Annotated in this window: 15 protein-coding genes; 5 read left to right on the forward strand and 10 right to left on the reverse strand. The window is 70.9% G+C overall.

Annotated features, from left to right (window positions below; genetic code table 11):
* Positions 1–52: 52 nt before the first annotated feature.
* Positions 53–466 carry a VOC family protein gene (locus ACWFR4_RS06930; protein WP_453465895.1) on the forward strand — a complete coding sequence of 138 codons (414 nt, stop codon included), beginning with the start codon at positions 53–55 and terminating at the stop codon, positions 464–466.
* On the opposite strand, the gene ACWFR4_RS06935 is transcribed toward ACWFR4_RS06930, so the two are convergent.
* Together ACWFR4_RS06935 and ACWFR4_RS06940 are read right to left on the reverse strand one after the other, a co-directional pair.
* Positions 463–1,647, reverse strand: coding sequence for an amidohydrolase (locus ACWFR4_RS06935; protein ID WP_453465893.1), 1,185 nt, complete (start codon positions 1,645–1,647; stop codon positions 463–465). The genes ACWFR4_RS06930 and ACWFR4_RS06935 overlap by 4 nt on opposite strands.
* Positions 1,644–3,050: an MFS transporter gene (locus tag ACWFR4_RS06940; RefSeq protein WP_453651255.1), complete on the reverse strand. Its 1,407-nt coding sequence runs from the start codon at positions 3,048–3,050 to the stop codon at positions 1,644–1,646. The genes ACWFR4_RS06935 and ACWFR4_RS06940 overlap by 4 nt, the downstream gene beginning before the upstream one ends.
* Positions 3,051–3,204: 154 nt before the next feature.
* On the opposite strand from ACWFR4_RS06940, the gene ACWFR4_RS06945 reads away from it, so the two are divergent.
* Positions 3,205–4,221, forward strand: coding sequence for an Lrp/AsnC family transcriptional regulator (locus ACWFR4_RS06945; protein WP_453465890.1), 1,017 nt, complete (start codon positions 3,205–3,207; stop codon positions 4,219–4,221).
* A 14-nt stretch (positions 4,222–4,235) separates the two neighbouring features.
* Here the strand turns inward: ACWFR4_RS06945 and ACWFR4_RS06950 are convergent, their stop codons facing one another.
* Both ACWFR4_RS06950 and ACWFR4_RS06955 read right to left on the reverse strand, forming a co-directional pair.
* The gene (locus tag ACWFR4_RS06950; RefSeq protein WP_453651427.1) at positions 4,236–4,928 is read right to left on the reverse strand and encodes a helix-turn-helix domain-containing protein; all 693 of its coding nucleotides are present in this window, start codon (positions 4,926–4,928) and stop codon (positions 4,236–4,238) included.
* 51 nt (positions 4,929–4,979) lie between these two features.
* Positions 4,980–6,146 (reverse strand): YihY/virulence factor BrkB family protein, encoded by a 1,167-nt coding sequence (locus ACWFR4_RS06955; RefSeq protein WP_453465888.1) that lies wholly within the window; start codon positions 6,144–6,146, stop codon positions 4,980–4,982.
* Positions 6,147–6,164: 18 nt separating this feature from the next.
* Between ACWFR4_RS06955 and ACWFR4_RS06960 the strand changes: the two genes are divergently transcribed.
* Positions 6,165–7,799 carry an acyl-CoA dehydrogenase family protein gene (locus tag ACWFR4_RS06960; RefSeq protein WP_453651257.1) on the forward strand — a complete coding sequence of 545 codons (1,635 nt, stop codon included), beginning with the start codon at positions 6,165–6,167 and terminating at the stop codon, positions 7,797–7,799.
* A 330-nt stretch (positions 7,800–8,129) separates the two neighbouring features.
* Positions 8,130–9,407, forward strand: a complete 1,278-nt coding sequence (locus ACWFR4_RS06965) for a GAF domain-containing protein (RefSeq protein WP_453465908.1) — start codon at positions 8,130–8,132, stop codon at positions 9,405–9,407.
* A gap of 43 nt (positions 9,408–9,450) precedes the next feature.
* On the opposite strand, the gene ACWFR4_RS06970 is transcribed toward ACWFR4_RS06965, so the two are convergent.
* Entirely contained in the window at positions 9,451–10,335 is an 885-nt protein-coding gene (locus ACWFR4_RS06970; RefSeq protein ID WP_453651259.1) for an SIS domain-containing protein, read from the reverse strand.
* Between the two features lie 260 nt (positions 10,336–10,595).
* Here ACWFR4_RS06970 and ACWFR4_RS06975 point away from each other — a divergent pair, with 260 nt between their 5' ends.
* Positions 10,596–11,690: a ricin-type beta-trefoil lectin domain protein gene (locus ACWFR4_RS06975; protein WP_453651261.1), complete on the forward strand. Its 1,095-nt coding sequence runs from the start codon at positions 10,596–10,598 to the stop codon at positions 11,688–11,690.
* A 48-nt stretch (positions 11,691–11,738) separates the two neighbouring features.
* On the opposite strand, the gene ACWFR4_RS06980 is transcribed toward ACWFR4_RS06975, so the two are convergent.
* The 5 genes from ACWFR4_RS06980 to ACWFR4_RS07000 form a co-directional block, all read right to left on the reverse strand.
* Positions 11,739–12,524, reverse strand: coding sequence for a DeoR/GlpR family DNA-binding transcription regulator (locus tag ACWFR4_RS06980; RefSeq protein ID WP_453455434.1), 786 nt, complete (start codon positions 12,522–12,524; stop codon positions 11,739–11,741).
* Between the two features lie 158 nt (positions 12,525–12,682).
* Complete coding sequence (locus ACWFR4_RS06985; protein WP_453651262.1) at positions 12,683–13,867, reverse strand: Gfo/Idh/MocA family protein; 1,185 nt, start codon at positions 13,865–13,867, stop codon at positions 12,683–12,685.
* 68 nt (positions 13,868–13,935) lie between these two features.
* The gene (locus tag ACWFR4_RS06990; RefSeq protein WP_453651264.1) at positions 13,936–15,588 is read right to left on the reverse strand and encodes a hypothetical protein; all 1,653 of its coding nucleotides are present in this window, start codon (positions 15,586–15,588) and stop codon (positions 13,936–13,938) included.
* Between the two features lie 40 nt (positions 15,589–15,628).
* A complete protein-coding gene (locus ACWFR4_RS06995) occupies positions 15,629–16,492 on the reverse strand; it encodes a carbohydrate ABC transporter permease (protein ID WP_266569114.1) in 864 nt (287 codons plus the stop codon).
* 113 nt (positions 16,493–16,605) lie between these two features.
* Complete coding sequence (locus tag ACWFR4_RS07000; protein WP_453455442.1) at positions 16,606–17,655, reverse strand: ABC transporter permease; 1,050 nt, start codon at positions 17,653–17,655, stop codon at positions 16,606–16,608.
* Positions 17,656–17,828 lie beyond the last annotated feature (173 nt).

A 17,828-nucleotide genomic window follows, 5' to 3' on the forward strand; every position in this document is an offset into this window, starting at 1 on the left:
GGTGTCCGATTCGTTCAAGACCGGCGCCGGAGCGCGTGCCTACGGTGGGGTCATGACCGAGATCACCGCACGACTCGACGCCGTGGGCGTCGTCGTCTCCGACATGGCCGCCGCCGTCACGTTCTACCGCCGCCTCGGCCTCGCGTTCCCCGAAGGGGCCGAGGAGCAGCCGCACGCGGAGGCCGTCCTGACCGGAGGGCTGCGCGTCCTGCTCGACACCGAGGAGACCGTGAAGTCGTTCCACCCGTCCTGGCGGGCGCCCGCCCGTGGCGCGTCCCGGCACGGGCTCGCCTTCGACTGCGGCGACGCGGCCGGGGTGGACGCCGTCTACGAGGAGCTGGTGGCCGCCGGGTACGACGGCGAGCTCAAGCCGTGGGACGCGTTCTGGGGCCAGCGGTACGCCGTGGTGCTCGACCCGGACGGGAACGGGGTCGACCTGTTCGCACCGCTGGCCGCCGCCGGCTAAGACGCGTTCGCCCGGCGCTTGCGCACCCCGTCGAGCAGCCGGGTGCGCTGTGCCTCGGACGTCGCGAGGTCGACGCCGACGAGGGCGAGGGCCGTCGCCCCGTCGAGCACCGCGAGGTCGGCGCCCGGGGTCTTGCCATGGGCGGTGAACTCCGGGGTGTGCTGCTTGGCACCGCCCGTGTCGTAGCCGACCGTGGGGTGGATCGAGGGGATGCGCTGGGAGACGTTGCCCATGTCCGTCGACGCCATTGTCTCGCCGTGCAGCGAGGTGACCGTACGGCCCAGCTCACCGGCGGCCCTCGCGTAGGACCGGGTCATCTCCTCGTCCTGGCGCAGGTCGGCGAAGTCCCTTCCGTGCGCGCTCACTTCGAGCTCGGCACCGGTGGCGAGCGCGCCCGCCTCGAAGCACGCCCTGACCCGCTGCCAGGCCTCGGCGAGCTGCTCCACGGTGCGCGCCCTGACCTCGTAGCGGGCGGCGGTGCGGGCCGGGATGACGTTCACGGCCTGGCCGCCGTCGGTGACGATGCCGTGCACGACGACGCCGGGCGGAAGCTGCTGGCGCAGGAGGCCGACGGCGGTCTGGGCGACGGTCATGGCATCGAGCGCGTTGACGCCCTCCCAGGGGGCGAGCGCGGCGTGCGAGGGCCTGCCCCGGTAGACGAGGTCCCAGGCGCCGATGGCCAGCGAGGAGGCGCCGACGGTGTCGTCGGGGGCGGCGTGCACCATCATCGCGGCGGCGACGTCGTCGAAGATCCCGGCATCCATGAGGAGCACCTTGCCGCCGATGTCCTCCTCGGCGGGCGTGCCGATCAGCTTGACCGTGACGCCGAGTTCGCCGGCGACGGCGGCGAGGCCGAGCGCGGCGCCGACGGACGCGGCGCCGTTCACGTTGTGCCCGCAGGCGTGGCCGATGCCGGGCAGGGCGTCGTACTCGGCGCAGAACGCGATGACGAGATCGCCGGTGCCGTAGGTGGCGAGCACCGCGGTGGGGAGGTCGCCGGCGCCGCGGGTGACGGTGAAGCCGGCGCTCTCCATGAGGTCGGCGATCCGGGCCGCCGCGCGGTGTTCCTGCAGGGCGGTCTCGGGGTCGTCGTGCAGGGCGTGGCTGAGGGCGACGACCGGCTCTCGCCAGTTCCGTACGGCGCCGGTCACGGTCTTGCGCGCGGTCGGGGTGTCGGTCATGCGAGGTCTCCGGTCGGGGCGAGGTGCGGTACGGGGGCGGGTTCGGCGCGGGGCGCGCGGTAGCGCAGCGCGAGGGCCGTGCCGACGACGGCGGCGCAGGCACACGCGCCCCAGCCCCACAGGTAGCCGGACTCCGCGATACGCGTGGTGCCACGCACGGCGTGGGCGGTGAAGAAGCCGCCGATCACGGCGGCGCCGATGGCCGCGCCCAGCGAGAGGGCGAGTTCGTTGAGGCCGACGGCGAGCGCGGTCTCGTGCTCCTCGACGACCTCCGACGACAGGGTCCGCGTGATCGAGTTGAAGAGCCCGGTCGCCAGGCCCACGACGAGGGCGGAGGTCACGTACTGGCCGAGGCTGTCGTGGAAGAGGGCCATGCCCAGGAAGCCGAGCGCGACGAGGACGCCGCCCGTGGCGAGCACGGCGCGGTCGCCGATGCGCCGGGCGAGGCGCGGCGTCAGCGTGGATCCGGCGAATCCGGCCACGACCATGGCGAGCGAGATCGTGGCGATGGCCTGCGGCCCCATGTCCATGCCGTAGCCGTTCTCGGAGCGTGAGGAGCCGAGGAAGAGGGCGTTGGCGCCGAGGAAACCGATCGTGCCGAACGAGGCGCAGAACGTGTAGCCGCTGACCACCGCGAGCCGCGGGTTGGCCAGCATACGGACGCTGACCAGCGGGTTCTCGGACCGGCGCTCGACGGCCACCCAGGCCGCGAGGACGGCGACGGCCACGACGGCGAGCCCGATCGTGCGCGCCGAGCCCCAGCCCCACGTGCTGCCCTGCGCGAGGACGAGGACGAGCGCGATGAGGCCCGCGGTGAGCAGCGCCGCCGCGCCGTAGTGGAAGCGGCCGCCGCGCGGGATGTCGCTGTCCGGCAGTACGAGACCGGCGACGACGGCGAGCACGGCGACGGGGACCGCGGTCCACAGGCCCGCCTCCGCGTGTCGCTCGCTGAGCGCGCCGGCCACGAGTCCGCCGACGCCGATCGCGATGAGCAGGACGCCCACGAGGAGGGAGATCCCGGTGCGGTTCTGCTCGGGGGCGCGGGAGCGGAGGATGCCCACGAGGAGCGGGAAGAAGCCGACGAGGGCGCCCTGGAGGGTGACACCGACGGCGAGGGTCACGGCGGACGGCCACGCGGCGATCAGGAGCGAGCCGCCCGCCACCATCGCGAGCGCCACCCGCAGCAGCCTGCGGTGTCCGTGCAGGTCACCGAGCCGGGACAACAGCGGTGTCAGCACGGCGCAGGCCAGCTGGAAGAGCAGGTAGATGTTGTTCTGCCCGACGGTGCCGATGTGCAGGCTCCGGCCGACCTCGGGGAGGAGCGGGGTCAGATAGCCCTGGACGATGCCGCTGAACAGGACGACGACGGCCATCGTCGCGACCATGGCCGGGCCGGAGCTCACCGCTCTGGGTCCGCGCCCCGTTCCCGTTGTGTGTGTGGACACAGCTTCACCTCTGGATCTTCTGGTGGCCGGAACCGAATGTGGTCGCTACTGTGCGGGCCGAGGCACGGACGGCCCCGAATATTCATGGATTCGTACGTACGGAGTGCTTGTGATGCGAGAAACGGTCACCGCCAGCGAGCTCGACCTCGCCCTGGTGAACGCCCTCCAGCTGCGGCCCCGGGCGTCCTGGTCGGAGCTCTCGCCGCTGCTCGGGGTGACGGCGGGCACGCTGGCGCGGCGCTGGGACCGGCTGACGCGGGCGGGGCTCGCCTGGGTGTACGCGGCGCCGGGCCGCGAGTTCACCCGCAACCGCTGCACGGCGTTCGTGCTGCTGCGCTGCCTGCCTCAGGAGCGGTCGCGGCTGCTCGCCCGGCTGAGCACGCTCCCGGAGGCGGCGACGATCGAGGTGACCGCCCCGGGCAGCTCCGACCTGCTGCTCGACGTGCTGACCCCCGACCTGCCCTCGCTCAGCCGCTTCCTCACGCGGGAGTTGGACCAGCTGCCGGGGATCGTGTCGGTCAGCGCCCTGTTCGCCACGTCGCTCTACGTCGAGGGCAGCCGCTGGCGGCTGCGCTCCCTCGACCCCTCGCAGATGTCGGCGCTCGGCAATGCCATGGCGGCGCAGGAGCCGGCGCGCGGGCTCGAACTCGACCCCGTGGACCGGGCCCTGCTCGGCGAACTCGTCCGCGACGGGCGGCTCGGCCTCGCCGAACTCGCCGAGCGCACCGACACCAGTCCGCCCACCGTCCGCCGCAGGCTTCGCCGCCTCACGGACTCGGCGGTCCTGACGTTCCGCTGCGACATCGCGTCCGCGCTCGCCGGGCACCCGGTCCCGGTGTCACTGCTCGGCCGGGTCCCCGCGCGGGACATCGGCACCGTCCACCGCACGCTCGCCGCGCTCCCGGAGTGCCGGCTCGTCGCGGCCGTCACGGGTCCCGCGAACATCTTCGCCACGCTGTGGGTGCACGACCTGGGAGACATCCAGCGCCGCGAGACCGCGCTGTGCGCCCGGCTGCCCACGCTCACGGTGACGGACCGCATCGTCGGCCTGCACACCGTCAAGCGCATGGGGCATCTGCTCGACGAGGAGGGGCGCCGGGTCGGGATCGAGCCGATCTCGCCCTGGTAGGCGCGGCGGCCCCGTCAGACGAGGCGAGTCGGCGGAACACCCGCCAACTCCCTTACGTCGCGCGCCAGATGGGCCTGGTCGGCGTACCCCGCCCGCGCCGCCGTCTCGGCGAGCGGCAGTCCCGCGCGGGCCAGCGCGAGGGCACGTTGCAGACGCAGGACGCGGGCCAGGGTCTTGGGGCCGTAGCCGAACGCGGCCAGGGAGCGCCGGTGCAGGCTGCGGGCGCCGAGCCCCGCGCTGTCGGCGGTCTCGGCGACGGTGCGGCCCGCGCCGAGCGACGCCACGATGTGCGCGAGGACGGCGTCGGGCGGCGCGGCTCCCCGTTCGAGGGCCACGGCTTCGAGGGCGGCGGCCGGGTCGTGTGCCGCGTCGACGCGTTCGGTCAGGCGCCGCACCTGGTCCGACGGCCACAGGTCGGCGAGGTCGACGCGCCGGTCGCGCAGTTCCTGGGCCGGGACGCCGAGGACGGCGGGCGCGGTGCCGGGGAAGAAGCGGATGCCGGCGAACCGGGTGGCGCCGCTGATGCCGGGCCGGTACGCGTGTGTGTCGGGTCCGGCGACGAAGAGGCGTCCCTCGGTCCACAGCAGGTCCATGCAGCCGTCGGGCAGAACGTCCGGTGCGGGGCTTCGGCCGTCGCCGCCCGGGGTGACGGTACGGGTCCACAGGACCGCGCCCGCCACGCTCGGCGCCGCCCGCTCCCGGTACACGTCAGCCACGTCTTCGAGGCTACGCCGCGTGCGCGAGGTGGCGGCGGCCGGTCACTTGTGGTCGTGGTCGTGCTGGTTGGGGTCCTGCGGATGGTCTCCGTTCTTGCGCACGTGCGCGCGCAGGCGGGACGACACGTCGTCCGGGGGCAGGAACTTCGACCAGCGCTCGGGGAACTCGGACGGCATGTCCGGGTCGTCCGCGTCGTCGGTACCCCTGTGCCCCTCGCGGGCGGCGGAGCGGGCGACGTACTCCGCCGCCTGCGCGGTCCGCCACCGCTCGTTGGCGGCGCGGGCGACCGAGGTCGCGACGGACGGCCAGACCCGGTCGATCGCCGCGTTCACCGCGGCGCCGACGAGCACCGCGAACGCCGATACGCCGATCCACAGGAGCACGGCGACGGGCGCGGCCAGGGACCCGTAGATGGTGGGGCCCTCGATGGTGCTGGTGATGTAGAGCCGGAGCAGGAAGCTGCCCGGCACCCACATCGCGAGGGCCACGAGCGCGCCGGGGACGTCCTCGATCCACGGCGAACGCACGGGCACGGACACGTGGTAGAGCGTCGTCAGGAAGACCACGGACAGGAGGAGGACGACGGGCCAGTACAGGACCTGGACCACGGTCTCCGACCACGGGACCAGGGCGATCACCGCGTCCGGGCCCGCGATCATCAGCGGCAGCGCGACCGAGCCGACGATCAGCGCGACGAGGAACAGCAGGAAGGCGAGCAGCCGGGTCTTGACGATGCCGCGCACACCGTCGAGCCCGTACATGACCGTCACCGTGTCGACGAACGTGGACACGGCGCGCGAGCCCGACCACAGCGAGAACAGGAAGCCGATGGAGATGACGTCCGGGCGGCCCTTCATCGCGTCGTCGAGGATCGGCCGGGCGATCTCCTTCACGCCCTCGTCGGTCAGGACGGTGCGCGACGCCTCCAGGATGTTGTCGCGGACGCCCGCGATCGTGTGGGCGCCGGTCCAGGTGTCGACGTAGGCGAGCAGCCCGATCATGGAGAGGAGCAGCGGCGGCACGGACAAAAGAGTGAAGAACGCCGCCTCGGCCGCGAGCCCCAGGATGCGGTACTCCATGCACGAGTTGACGGTGTCCTTGAGCAGCAGCCAGGCGGTCCTGCGCTTCGAGACGTTGCGATAGAGGGCGCGGGCCCGGTGGAGTCGGCCTCTGCGTGGCCGATCGGGTGTTTCTTTTGCCTGGTGCACGTCCTTACCGTATCTGTCATGGCAGCCACCACCCACGCAGTGACCAACCAGGCTCCGCCCCTGGTGGGATATGACGTTTTTGCCGCGGACAGGGCCCTCACCGAGGGGGTCGAACGGCATCTGGAGCCCTCGCTCACGGCCGAGGTCCGCGAGGAACTCGGCGGCCTCGGCCGCGCCGCCGGTTCCGCCCAGGCGCAGGAGTGGGGTGTGCTCGCGAACGGGAATCCGCCGACGCTGCACACCCACGACCGCTACGGGCACCGCGTCGACGAGGTCGAGTTCCATCCGGCCTGGCACCGGCTCATGGCCAAGGGCGTCTCGGCCGGACTCACGTCGGCCTGGTCGCGGCCCGGCGGCCATCTGCGGCGCGCGGGCGCGTTCCTGGTGTGGAGCCAGGTCGAGGCGGGCCACACCTGCCCGCTGTCGATGACGCACGCGGCGGTGCCCGCGCTGCGGGCCGACCCCGCACTGGCCGCCGAGTGGGAGCCCCGGCTGACGTCGACGGTGTACGACGCGGGGCTGCGGCCCGCCACCGCGAAGGCGGGCGTCGTGTTCGGGATGGGCATGACGGAGAAGCAGGGCGGCAGCGACGTCCGCGCGAACACGACGCGGGCGACGCCGCTCGGCGAGGACGGCACGTACGAGCTGACCGGGCACAAGTGGTTCTGCTCGGCGCCCATGTCGGACGGGTTCCTCGTCCTGGCGCAGGCGCCCGAGGGACTCACGTGCTTCCTGCTGCCACGCGTCCTGGAGGACGGCACGCGCAACCCGTTCGCGATCCAGCGGCTCAAGGACAAGCTGGGCAACCGGTCGAACGCGTCGGCCGAGGTCGAGTTCGACGGGACGTGGGCGCGCCGGGTCGGGGACGAGGGACGCGGGGTGCGCACCATCATCGAGATGGTCGCCGCCACGCGCCTGGACTGTGTGCTCGGCTCGGCCGCGATCATGCGCCAGGCCGTCGCGCAGGCGATCCACCACTGCACGTACCGCGAGGCGTTCGGCGGCCGGCTCGTCGACAAGCCGCTGATGCGCAACGTGCTGGCCGACCTGGCGCTGGAGTCTGAGGCCGCGACGACGCTGGCGCTGCGGCTCGCGGAGGCCCAGGACACCGGGTCGGAGCAGGAGCGGGCGTTCCTGCGGATCGCGGTGCCGGCTGCCAAGTACTGGGTGACGAAGCGGTGTACGCCCATGGTGGCGGAGGCCCTGGAGTGCCTGGGCGGGAACGGTTACGTGGAGGAGTCCGGCATGCCGCGGCTGCTGCGCGAGTCGCCGCTCAACTCGATCTGGGAGGGGTCCGGCAATGTGCAGGCGCTCGACGTGCTGCGGGCGTTGCAGCGCGAGCCGCAGGCGTTCAACGCGTTCCTCCAGGAGGTCGGCAGGGCGCGCGGCGCCGATCGCCGTCTCGACGGCGCGATCAAGGACCTGCTGACCGAACTCGCCGACCTGGAAGGCATCGAGGCACGGGCGCGCCGGGTCGTGGAGCGGATCGCGCTCGTGCTCCAGGGTTCGCTGCTGGTGCGTCACGCGCCACCGGAGGTCGCGGACGCGTTCTGCGCCTCGCGGCTCGGCGGGAACTGGGGTGCGGCGTTCGGCACGCTGCCGCACAGCCTGGACCTGCGGTCGGTCGTCGAGCGGGCGCGCCCTGTGAGCTGAGCGACCGACCGGGCGGAGGTCACGGGGAGACGACCGAGGTCACAGGTCTTGGCCCCTGAGATCACGGGGGTGATGCTGCGCCGACACGGCATCACCCCCGCCCTTCAGGCCCCTTGAGGAGCTCCCGCGCCGCCGGAGCGGCACGGTTTCAGCTTCGACCGACGTACGGCTGTTCGCCAGAGTTGCAGAGGGTTGCAACTGTCGCGCCCTTTCCGCCCCACAAGGGCCGGTGAAGCGGCACGATAAGCACACGTCCCCACGCACTGGTCTGTTCCAGGAGGACCCGTGACGCAGAAGAACTCGACCGTCGATCTCGGCCGGCTGTCCACCATGGACTGCTCCCTGGCCACGCGGCTCCTGAAAGGTGTCCGCGCCGCGACCCTGTCGGGGCAGCGGCCGCAGATCCTGCCGCGCCCGGTGATCGGCGAGTCCTGGAACCGCATGCTCCGCAGCGGGGTCGACCCGGACCGTGACGTGCGCTCGGGCCTGCTGAGCATGGAGGAGATAGAGGAGCGCCGCCAGTCGTCCGTGCTCCTGGAGGTCCTGCCGGTGCTGCGCGAGGCGCTGGTCACCGTCGCGGACGCGGCGCAGCACATCATGGTCGTGTCCGACGCGGACGGGCGCGTCCTGTGGCGCGAGGGCAACGCGGCGGTGCTGCACAAGGCCGACCGGCTCGGCTTCGAACTGGGCGCGGACTGGGCCGAGGAGACCGTCGGGACGAACGGGGTGGGCACGCCGCTCGTGGCGCGGCGCCCGGTGCAGGTCTTCTCCGCCGAGCACTTCGTGGTGTCGCTGCACACCTGGACGTGCACGGGGGCACCGATCACGGACCCGCGCGACGGGCAGCTGATCGGCGTCGTCGATGTGAGCGGCCCGCTGGAGACCATGCACCCGGCGACGCTCTCGCTCGTCGGGACGGTGGCGCAGCTGGCGGAGGCGCGGCTGCGGGAGCGGCATGCGGCGGCGCTTGACCGGTTGCGGGCCGTCGCGGCGCCGGTCCTCGCGCGGATCGGCGGCCGGGCGATCGCGGTGGACGTCCAGGGGTGGACGGCGGCGGTGACGGGGATGCAGCCGGTGGACCGGATCGCGCTGCCCAAGTCGCTGTCCGAGCTCTCGGAACTCTCGGACGGACGGGCCTGGGTGCCGACACTGGGAATGTGCGCGGTGGCGCCGCTGCCGGGCGGCTGGCTCCTGCGGCCCGACGGCCCGGACGGGGCGGCCGAACCGCTCGGCGGCACCCGTGTCGTCCTGGATGTGAGCAGGCCCCGGCACTGGTCGGTCACGGTGACGGACGGCACGCGGTCCTGGACGCACGAGCTGAGCCCGCGCCACGCCGAACTCCTCTATCTGCTGGCCCTGCACCGCCCCGGCGGGCGCAGCGCGTCAGGCCTCGCGGAGGACATGTTCGGCGACCCGACACGCACGGTGACGGTGCGCGCCGAGATGTCGCGCGTACGCCGCTATCTCGGCAGCCTGCTCGGGCACCGCCCGTACCGCTTCCACGAGGAGGCGGAGCTGGAGGTGGTGCTCCCGCAGAGCCCGGCGGACCTGCTGCCGCACTCGGTGGCGCCCGGCGTGCTGAGATCACGGCCGGCGCCGCCGCACTGACCCCACCCCCGCAACAGCGGTTCCCCCAGGCGGAGTTGACCTCTCAGACCCGGGCGAGGATCACCGAGCGCGTGAGGTGGCGGGGCCGGTCCGGGTTACGGCCGCCGGCCACGGCGACCGCCACCGCGAGGCGCTGCGTCCGTACCAGTTCGGCCAGCGGGTCGAGGCCGCCGGCCACCCACATGCCGCCGGTGGCGTGCACCTCGTCGGCTAGGCCGGCGGGCGCCTCGCCGAGCATCCACGTGACCGTGCCGCGGGTCGAGACACTGATCGGGCCGTGCCGGTACTCCAGGGCCGGATGGGCGCCGGTCCACGGGAGTTGGCTCTCGCGCATCTTGTGGGCCGCCTCGCCCGCGAGCCCCACGGTCCAGCCCCGGCCGAGGAACGTGAACTGTGTGCAGCCGACGAGCCACGGGGGCAGCGGCTCGGCGAGCGCGTCGTGCGCGTCGTCCACGACATCCTGCGAGTGCAGCCCGAAGTGGGTGCGCAGCAGGGTGAGGGCCGAGGTCGGGAAGCGGGTCTGCACGACGGACTTCTCGTCGGCGAAGTCGAGTGCGAGCACGTCGTCGGCGGCCGAGGCCACCGGGGTCGCGGCGTCCGTGGTGATCACGGTGGTCCTGACGCGTCCGCGCAGCCCGGCGAGGAGGCGGAGCACCTCGGTGGTGGCGCCCGAGCGGGTCAGGGCGACGACCCGGTCGTAGTGGCGTCCGGCCGGGAACTCCGAGGCCGGGTGGGCGTGAGTCTCGCCGTGGCCGGCGTCCTCGCGCAGCGCGGCGGCGGCCTGCGCCATGAAGAGCGAGGTGCCGCAGCCGACGACGGCGACCCGCTCGCCCGGTTCGGGGAGCAACGCGCCCCGGCTCAGGGCCAGTTCGGCCGCCCGGTCCCAGCACTCGGGCTGGCTGTACAGCTCGTTCTCGATATGGCTCATGGCGCACCCTCACATCCCAGCACATGCTTGGTTGTGCAAGTTATAGCGCGTTTTCAAGCATTTGAGATCAGCCAACCTCGTCGAACTCCGCCGAGAGTCCATGTGCGCGCTCCAGAAGTCCATGCCCTTACCCACGCACCGCGGCCACTCTCTTGTCGAGCACGAGCACAAGCACATATCTGCAAGCACCTCCCTCCCCCACCGTTCAGGAGGAACCTGTGCGTCGCTTCAGATCAATCAGATCAATCAGATCCGTCTGCGTGACCGCAGTCGTCGCGGTCGCCGCCACTCTGGGCCTGTCCGCGCCGGCCCAGGCCGCGGGGCAGACCCCCGGCACCTACACCAACTACGGCTTCCCGTCCGGTACGACGGCCCTCACCGAGGCCACGTGGGGTACGACGGTCGAGGCGGACCCGGGCCGCGGAAACGTCTACTGGGCCCACCAGTTCGACTTCACCAACAGCGTCGGCGGCTACGTCGGCCAGCAGCGCTGGCGCACCGGCACCGGCATGTTCCTGTTCTCCCTGTGGGGCTCCACCGCGGCGAAGGCGGGCTCGGCCGGTACGTACTGCCAGACCTTCGACGAGTCGGGCACCGGGTACACCTGCCGCTACAACGAGGCGTTCAAGGCGGGGCATCACTACACGTACCGCATCTCCCCCGACACGACCGACGGCTGGTACAAGGCGACCATCTCCGATGTCACGGCCGGCACCTCCTTCGTCCTGGGCAGCCTCCAGGTCGGCTCGGGCGCCCGGATCAGCGCGGGCGGCATGGTCGACTGGGTCGAGTACTTCGACTGGAACAGCAACTCGGCGACCTGTGAGGACGAGCCCTACTCGCGGGCCCGCTTCGATCTGCCCAAGGGCACATCGACGGGCGGCTCCGCCGTCACCGCCTCCGTCAGCTCGACGTCCACGAGCAGCACCTGCACCCAGTACGCCAAGGTCACCCAGGTCTCCGGGGGCAGCGTGCACGACGACGCGACCGGCAACTCCGCCTCGGGCGACATCACGGGCAGCAGCGCCAAGTGCGTCGACATCACCGGCGGCGGGAGCGCCGACGGCACCCCGCTCGAACTGTGGACGTGCGGCGGCGGCAACAACCAGAACTGGGTCCTCGCCCACGACGGCACCGTGCGCGCTCTCTACAAGTGCATGACGGTGAGCGGGAGTTCGGTGCAGCTGTCCACGTGCAACGGCTCGGCCGCGCAGCAGTGGCAGCGCTCCGGGGACACCCTCGTCAACCAGGGCAAGTGCCTGGACGCCCAGGGCGGCGGGAGCGCGAACGGCACCCAGCTGATCACGTACACCTGCTCGGGCGGCGCCAACCAGCGCTGGACAACTGCCAGTTGATGCAGACGTGACCGGGCGCCCGCCACAACAGGCCCTACGGGCGCCCGGTCACACGCAGATGACTTCGATGCCCTGCGCCGTGATCTCCTCGACCAGCGCCTCGGGGGCGTCCTTGTCCGTCACCAGGATCGACACCGCGTTCAGCGCGCACACCTGGGCGAACGCCCGGCGGCCCAGCTTCGAGGAGTCGGCCACCACGATGACCGTGCCCGCGCGTTCGGCGAGCGAGCGGTTCGCGCTGGCCTCCGACTCGTCGTGGGTGGCCGCGCCGAAGTGCGGGTGGACCGCGTCCACGCCGAGGATCGTGTAGTCGAGGGCGAGGCTCTGCAGGACGGACGTGACGAGCGGGCCGACGAGTTCGTACGAGCTCGGCCGGGCCACGCCGCCCGTGACGACGATCTTCACATGGGGACGGATCGCCAGCTCGTTGGCGATGTTGATCGCGTTGGTGACGACGGTGAGCGCGACGCCGCCGGACGTGCCGCCCGGGTCGGTGCGGACGGCCAGTTCCCTGGCCACCTCCGAGGTAGTGGTGCCGCCGTTGATGCCGACGACGGAGCCCGACGGCACGAGTTCGGCGACCGCCTTCGCGATCCGCTGCTTCTCGTCCGCCTTGCGGGCCGTCTTGTAGCGCAGCGGCAGGTCGTAGGCGACGGAGCTCACCACGGCCCCGCCGCGCGTGCGGGTCAGCAGGGACTGCCGGGCCAGTTCGTCCATGTCGCGCCGGATCGTGGCGGAGGAGCAGCCCAGTCGCTCGGCCGCCTCCGTGACATCGAGATGACCCTCATTGCCGAGAATTTCCAGCAGTTGGGTCCATCGGGCGTGTGCGCCCACTTGTTCCTCCTCGCGACGCGCGTAGCGTAACCCGCGCCGTTCTCCGCATCCAGACGTGATCATCCGCGCACCTACACGTGACCGTCTGTGTGCGCACGCAGGTGTGGGCAGGCCCGCCCCCTCCGACGGGCCCGCCCACGCCTGCGCTGTGGCTGCTACTAACCTGCTTCGCGCGGCAGTTGCCCGCCGTCGAAGTACGCGAGAAGCTCCGGCTCGAGCTCCGGGACGTCGTACGGCACGCCCCCCTCGCGCAGCGAGCGGGTGGCGAGCGCACCGGCGGCGACGCTCATCCGGGCCGCGACGGGCGACGTGTCGGTGACGCCGCCGTCGCGCACGAAGCGGCAGAACTCGCCGATGATGCGCTCGTCGGCGCCGCCGTGCGAGCCCGTCGCCTCGGGCACGCGGTACACGATGTCGGCGTCCTTGCGGTAGCCGGTCGGGCCCGTGTTCCAGACCCGGACCTCGTCGCCGGGGCTGTCCCCGAAGTTCTCGAGGCGGCCCTCGGTGCCGATGACCGTGTAGTTGCGGAAGTAGTCGGGGCTGAAGTGACACTGCTGGTAGGCGGCTATGACGCCGTTGTCCAGCTGCATGTTCATCACCGACACGTCCTCGACGTCCACGACGTGGTGCAGGTCGTGGCGCTCCGTCGGCGGCCAGTCGAACTCCTTCAGCCAGCCGTCGGGGCGCGGGGTGTCCGGCTCGCGGCGCGGCAGGTCCCCGTAGACCATGAGGTCGCCGAGGGCGTTGACGCGCTTGGTGTAACCGCCGGCCAGCCAGTGCACCACGTCGAGGTCGTGCGCGGCCTTCTGGAGGAGGAGGCCCGTGGTGCGGGTGCGGTCGGCGTGCCAGTCCTTGAAGTAGTAGTCGCCGCCGTACGAGACGAAGTGCCGTACCCACACGGTCTTCGGCTCGCCGATCTCGCCCCGCGCGATGATGTCGCGCATGAGGCGCACGACGCCCATGTGGCGCATGTTGTGGCCGACGTAGAGGCGGGTGCCGGTCTTGTACGCGGTGCGCAGGATGGTGTCGCACTGCTCGACCGAGATGCCGAGCGGCTTCTCGACGTAGACCGGTTTGCCCGCTTCGAGCGCCTCGCAGGCGATGGCTTCATGGGTGTCGTCGGGGGTGGCGACGATGACGGCGTCGATCGACGGGTCGTCGAGGAGCCGCCGGTAGTCGTCGACGGCGACCGCGCCCTCGTACAGCTCCGGGACCTTGGCCCGGATCTGCGGGTCGAGGTCGGCCACCGCCGCCACGACCGATCCCTTGCCGGGGCGGTGCGCGGCGGTCGCCAGATTCCGTCGCAGTCCGAGCCCGATGACGGCGATGCGCAGGTCTTCCACGTGCGGGTGTCCTGTTCTGCGTGCGGAACGCATAGGTGTGCTGAGCGGTGCTTGCCGTGCCGGGCGCGCTACTTGCTGTCGGCGATGGCCTTCTCGAACTCGTCGCGCATCGCGTTGCCCGCCTCACGCTGCCAGGTCGGCAGGATGTCCTTCTTGAAGGAGGAGAGCGGGGTGCGGCCGGCGACGATGTCCTTGACGGCCTGGTACACGGTGTCGGTCGAGGAGGCGCCCTTGTTGGCGTTGGTGTCCGAGAAGAAGCCCGTGGCCGGGTTGATCTTGGCAAGCTTCATCAGCTCGACCTGGGCCGCGTGGATGCCGCGGGTGATGTCGGGCTTGCCCGGGAGGTACAGCGTCTCGGGGGCGTTGCCGAAGAAGTTGATGGCCTGGCGGGTGGTGATGACCTCGGCGTTGCCCTTCTTGTTGAGGAGCACGTCGCCGTCCTTGGACCGGGTGTGGTGCGTGCCCTCGATGCCGTTGTCCAGGAAGAGCCGCTCCTCGGTGCCGAAGGGGGCGCTGAGGTAGTTCATGACCTGGAGCAGCGTGTCGATACGGTCCTTGCTCACGGCCTTGTTGATGGCCGTGAAGCCGACCGAGCCGTAGCCGAAGCCCCAGCTGGGGGTCATCCCCTTCTCCGCGGCGAACGGGACGACGACCTTCTCCGGCCAGTCGTACTGGTTGCTGTCGCTGAGGAAGCCGGGGAAGGACTGGACGTGCAGTCCGAGGAACCCGCCCTCCATCTTCTCCAGGGTCGTCGGCAGGTTCGGGTCCGGCCAGAACAGCTGCGCCTTCTGGCACTTGAGGGCGAACTCCAGACCGGCGTGGAACTCGTCGGTCTCGAAGTAGTGGGTGAGCTTCCCGCCCTCCGTGCGCCAGCCGTTGGGCGCGCCGTGCCAGTAGGCGAACTGCAGGATGTGGTTCACGTACGCCGGCTCGAGGACGTACTTCTTGCGCTTGACGTCGAGGAGTTCCTTCGCCTTGTCGAAGAAGTCCTGGGCGCTGTCGAACTGGACGCCGCCGACCGGCTTCCAGAAGTCCTCGTTCGCGACGTAGACCTGGCCCATGCGGCCGTACGGGACCGCCATGCCCCAGATCTTGCCGTTGAAGACGGCCGTCTTCCAGGCGAACCCGGGGATGTTGGCGAGGTTCGGATACTTCTTGACCGCGTCGCCCGACAGGTACTCGGTGAGGTCGTGGAACTTCGCCTCGAGGAGCGCGGGGACGTTCTTGAGGCCCTGGTTCGGCGGGAACCACATGAGATCGGGCATGTCGCCGCCGGCGATGGTGGCGTTGAACTTCGCGCGGTAGACGTCGTCGGCGCCGAGGCCGTTGACGATCGTCATCTTCAGGTCGGAACCCAGGCGCTTGTTGAGCTCCTGCCAGTACTGGTTGCGGTTCATCGCGGGGGCCGCGGTCGTGAAGGTCTCGGTCAGGGCCGTGACCGGCTTGCCGTCACCCGGCTTCTTGGTGACGCTGCGGGTCAGGTTCTTGGGGTAGCGCAGGTACGCCGGGTCGAGGCCCGCCGCGTTGCCCGGCAGGTCGGGGGTCGCGACATTGGCGGGAACGTACGTCGGCAGCTTCAGCTTGGCGGACGCCTTGGCGCCGCCACCACCCGAGGTCGCGCCGGAACCACAGGCCGTGAGGGAACCGGCACCGGCGACGGTGAGGCCGGCGACGGTCGCGGCACCGAGGAACCCGCGGCGGTTGAAGTCTCTGGAGGACATGACTCTCCTAAAGGGGCGAGGAGCGGTTGAGGGTGGTGGCTCAGGCCTTGATGGCGCCGGTGAGAACGCCCTTGACGAAGTACTTCTGGAGGAACGGGTAGACCGCGATGATCGGCAGGACCGCGAGGATGAGCACGGCCATCGACAGGGCGGTGCTGGCGGGCAGCACGCTCACGCCGAGCGCCTTCGCGTTGAAGGTGTCGCCCTGGAGGACGTAGCTGCGCAGTACCACCTGGAGCGGCAGCTTGTCCGGGTCGTTGATGTAGAGCATCGCGTTGAAGAAGCTGTTCCAGTACGTCACCGCGTAGAACATGCCGACCACGGCGATGACGGCCTTCGACAGGGGGAGCACGATCCGGCACAGGATGGTGAGTTCACCGGCGCCGTCGAGACGGGCCGCCTCGTGCAGCTCGTCCGGGATGCCCTGGAAGAACGCCCGGACCACGATGATGTTGAACGCGTTGAGCAGGATCGGCGCGATCATCGCCCCGTAGGTGTCGAGCAGTCCCAGCTCCTGCACCACCAGGTAGTTGGGGATGATGCCCGGCGTGAACAGGAACGTGCCGACGACGATCAGGAGCAGCGGCTTGCCCGCGAAGGTCCGCGGCCGGGAGAGGCCGTAGGCGAGCGCGATCGTGCAGAGCAGACTGAGTGCCGTACCGATGACCGTGACGCCGATGCTCACGACGGCGGCGCGGGTGATGACACCGCCGGACAGGACCACCCGGTACGCCTCGAGCGTGGGGTGCGACGGGAACAGCACATAGCCGCCGTTCGCGGCGAGTTCGGCCTTGGAGGAGAGGCTGGTGCCGATGGCGAGCAGGAACGGATAGCCGACCGCCACGATCATCGCGACGATGACGATGAACTTCAGCGTCTGGGCGGCCGGGTTGGGCTGTTCCATCCAGGCGGGGCGCTCGGCGGAGCCGCGGCGCTTGCTGCTGCCGGTGCGGCCTTTTCGGCTCGCCCCGCTCTCCTGGCTCTCGGGCCGCAGGGTGGTGGATATGGGCGCGGTGCTCACTGGTAGACCCCCTGCTCGCCGAGGCGGTGCGCGAACTTGTTGGCGAGGACGATCATGACGAAGCCGATGACGCCCTTCATCAGGCCGGCGGCGGTGGACATGCCCCAGTCGCCGTCGACGACGCCGTGGAAGTAGACGTAGGTGTCGAGGACTTCGGAGGCGTCCCGGCCGACGTTGTCGCGCTGGAGGAGGATCTGCTCGAAGCCGACCGACAGGATGTCGCCGAGGCGCAGGATGAGCAGCATGATCATCACAGGTCTGATACCGGGCAGCGTGATGTGCCACATGCGGCGCAGCCAGCCCGCTCCGTCCATCGCCGCCGACTCGTAGAGCGAGGTGTCGATGGAGGCCATCGCGGCGAGGAAGATGATCGCTCCCCAGCCGGCGTCCTTCCAGACGCTCTGGGAGGTGATCAGGTAGATGAACGTGTCGGGGTTGTTCATGATGTTGCCGACGTGCACGCCGTGGTCGTTCAGGTAGCTGGTGACCGTGCCCGCGCCGCCGAAGACCTGCTGGAACATGCCGACGACGACGACCCACGACAGGAAGTGCGGCAGGTAGACGACCGTCTGCATGAGGCGGCGGGTCTTGTTGCTGATCAGCGAGTTGAGGAAGAGCGCGAGGGCGATCGGCGCGGGGAAGTAGAGGATCAGCTGGACGGCGCTGATCTTCAGCGTGTTCCAGACGGCCGTCCAGAACTCCGGCTGTTCGAGCAGGGCCTTGAAGTTGTCCCAGCCGACCAGCGGGCTTCCCTTGAAGCCGAGGTAGGGCTGGTAGTCCTGGAAGGCGATGCTGTTGCCCGCGAGCGGGAGGTAGAAGAACACCGCGAAGTAGAGGATGCCCGGCACGCACAGCAGGAGCAGGGTGCGGTCCTGCCTCAGACGCTCGCGCAGGCTCTGCCGGCCGGCGGGTTTGCGCCCCTTCCTGCCCGGCGTCTCCTTCGTGCCGGACGCCTTCTTCCTGCCCGACGTTCCGGGTGCCTCGTGCGTTAGGTCGGGCGGGTTTTGCGATGTGGGCGTGGGCGATGCGGACGCAGCGGCCGACACATTCACCTCCTGCGTCGAGTGGCGAGCGAGGGTTGGTTTCACAGGGCCCTCGCGGGGGCTGCGGCCCGGCGCGCGAGGTACCGGAATCTTGCGTCAGCCTGCCGACGGATGACAAGACTTGATTGGTAACTATTTAGATCTTGCAGCTTCACGCATGAAACGCGCAGGCAACG

Source organism: Streptomyces sp. NPDC055140 (assembly GCF_053607285.1).

What these genes read in the sequence shown, in the direction of transcription:
- ACWFR4_RS06935 (WP_453465893.1), bottom strand. Translation starts at nt 1,647, where the DNA reads ATGACCGACACCCCGACCGCGCGCAAGACCGTGACCGGCGCCGTACGG.
- ACWFR4_RS06965 (WP_453465908.1), top strand. Translation starts at nt 8,130, where the DNA reads ATGGACTGCTCCCTGGCCACGCGGCTCCTGAAAGGTGTCCGCGCCGCG.
- ACWFR4_RS06995 (WP_266569114.1), bottom strand. Translation starts at nt 16,492, where the DNA reads ATGGAACAGCCCAACCCGGCCGCCCAGACGCTGAAGTTCATCGTCATC.
- ACWFR4_RS06945 (WP_453465890.1), top strand. Translation starts at nt 3,205, where the DNA reads ATGCGAGAAACGGTCACCGCCAGCGAGCTCGACCTCGCCCTGGTGAAC.
- ACWFR4_RS06960 (WP_453651257.1), top strand. Translation starts at nt 6,165, where the DNA reads ATGGCAGCCACCACCCACGCAGTGACCAACCAGGCTCCGCCCCTGGTG.
- ACWFR4_RS06970 (WP_453651259.1), bottom strand. Translation starts at nt 10,335, where the DNA reads ATGAGCCATATCGAGAACGAGCTGTACAGCCAGCCCGAGTGCTGGGAC.
- ACWFR4_RS06990 (WP_453651264.1), bottom strand. Translation starts at nt 15,588, where the DNA reads ATGTCCTCCAGAGACTTCAACCGCCGCGGGTTCCTCGGTGCCGCGACC.
- ACWFR4_RS06930 (WP_453465895.1), top strand. Translation starts at nt 53, where the DNA reads ATGACCGAGATCACCGCACGACTCGACGCCGTGGGCGTCGTCGTCTCC.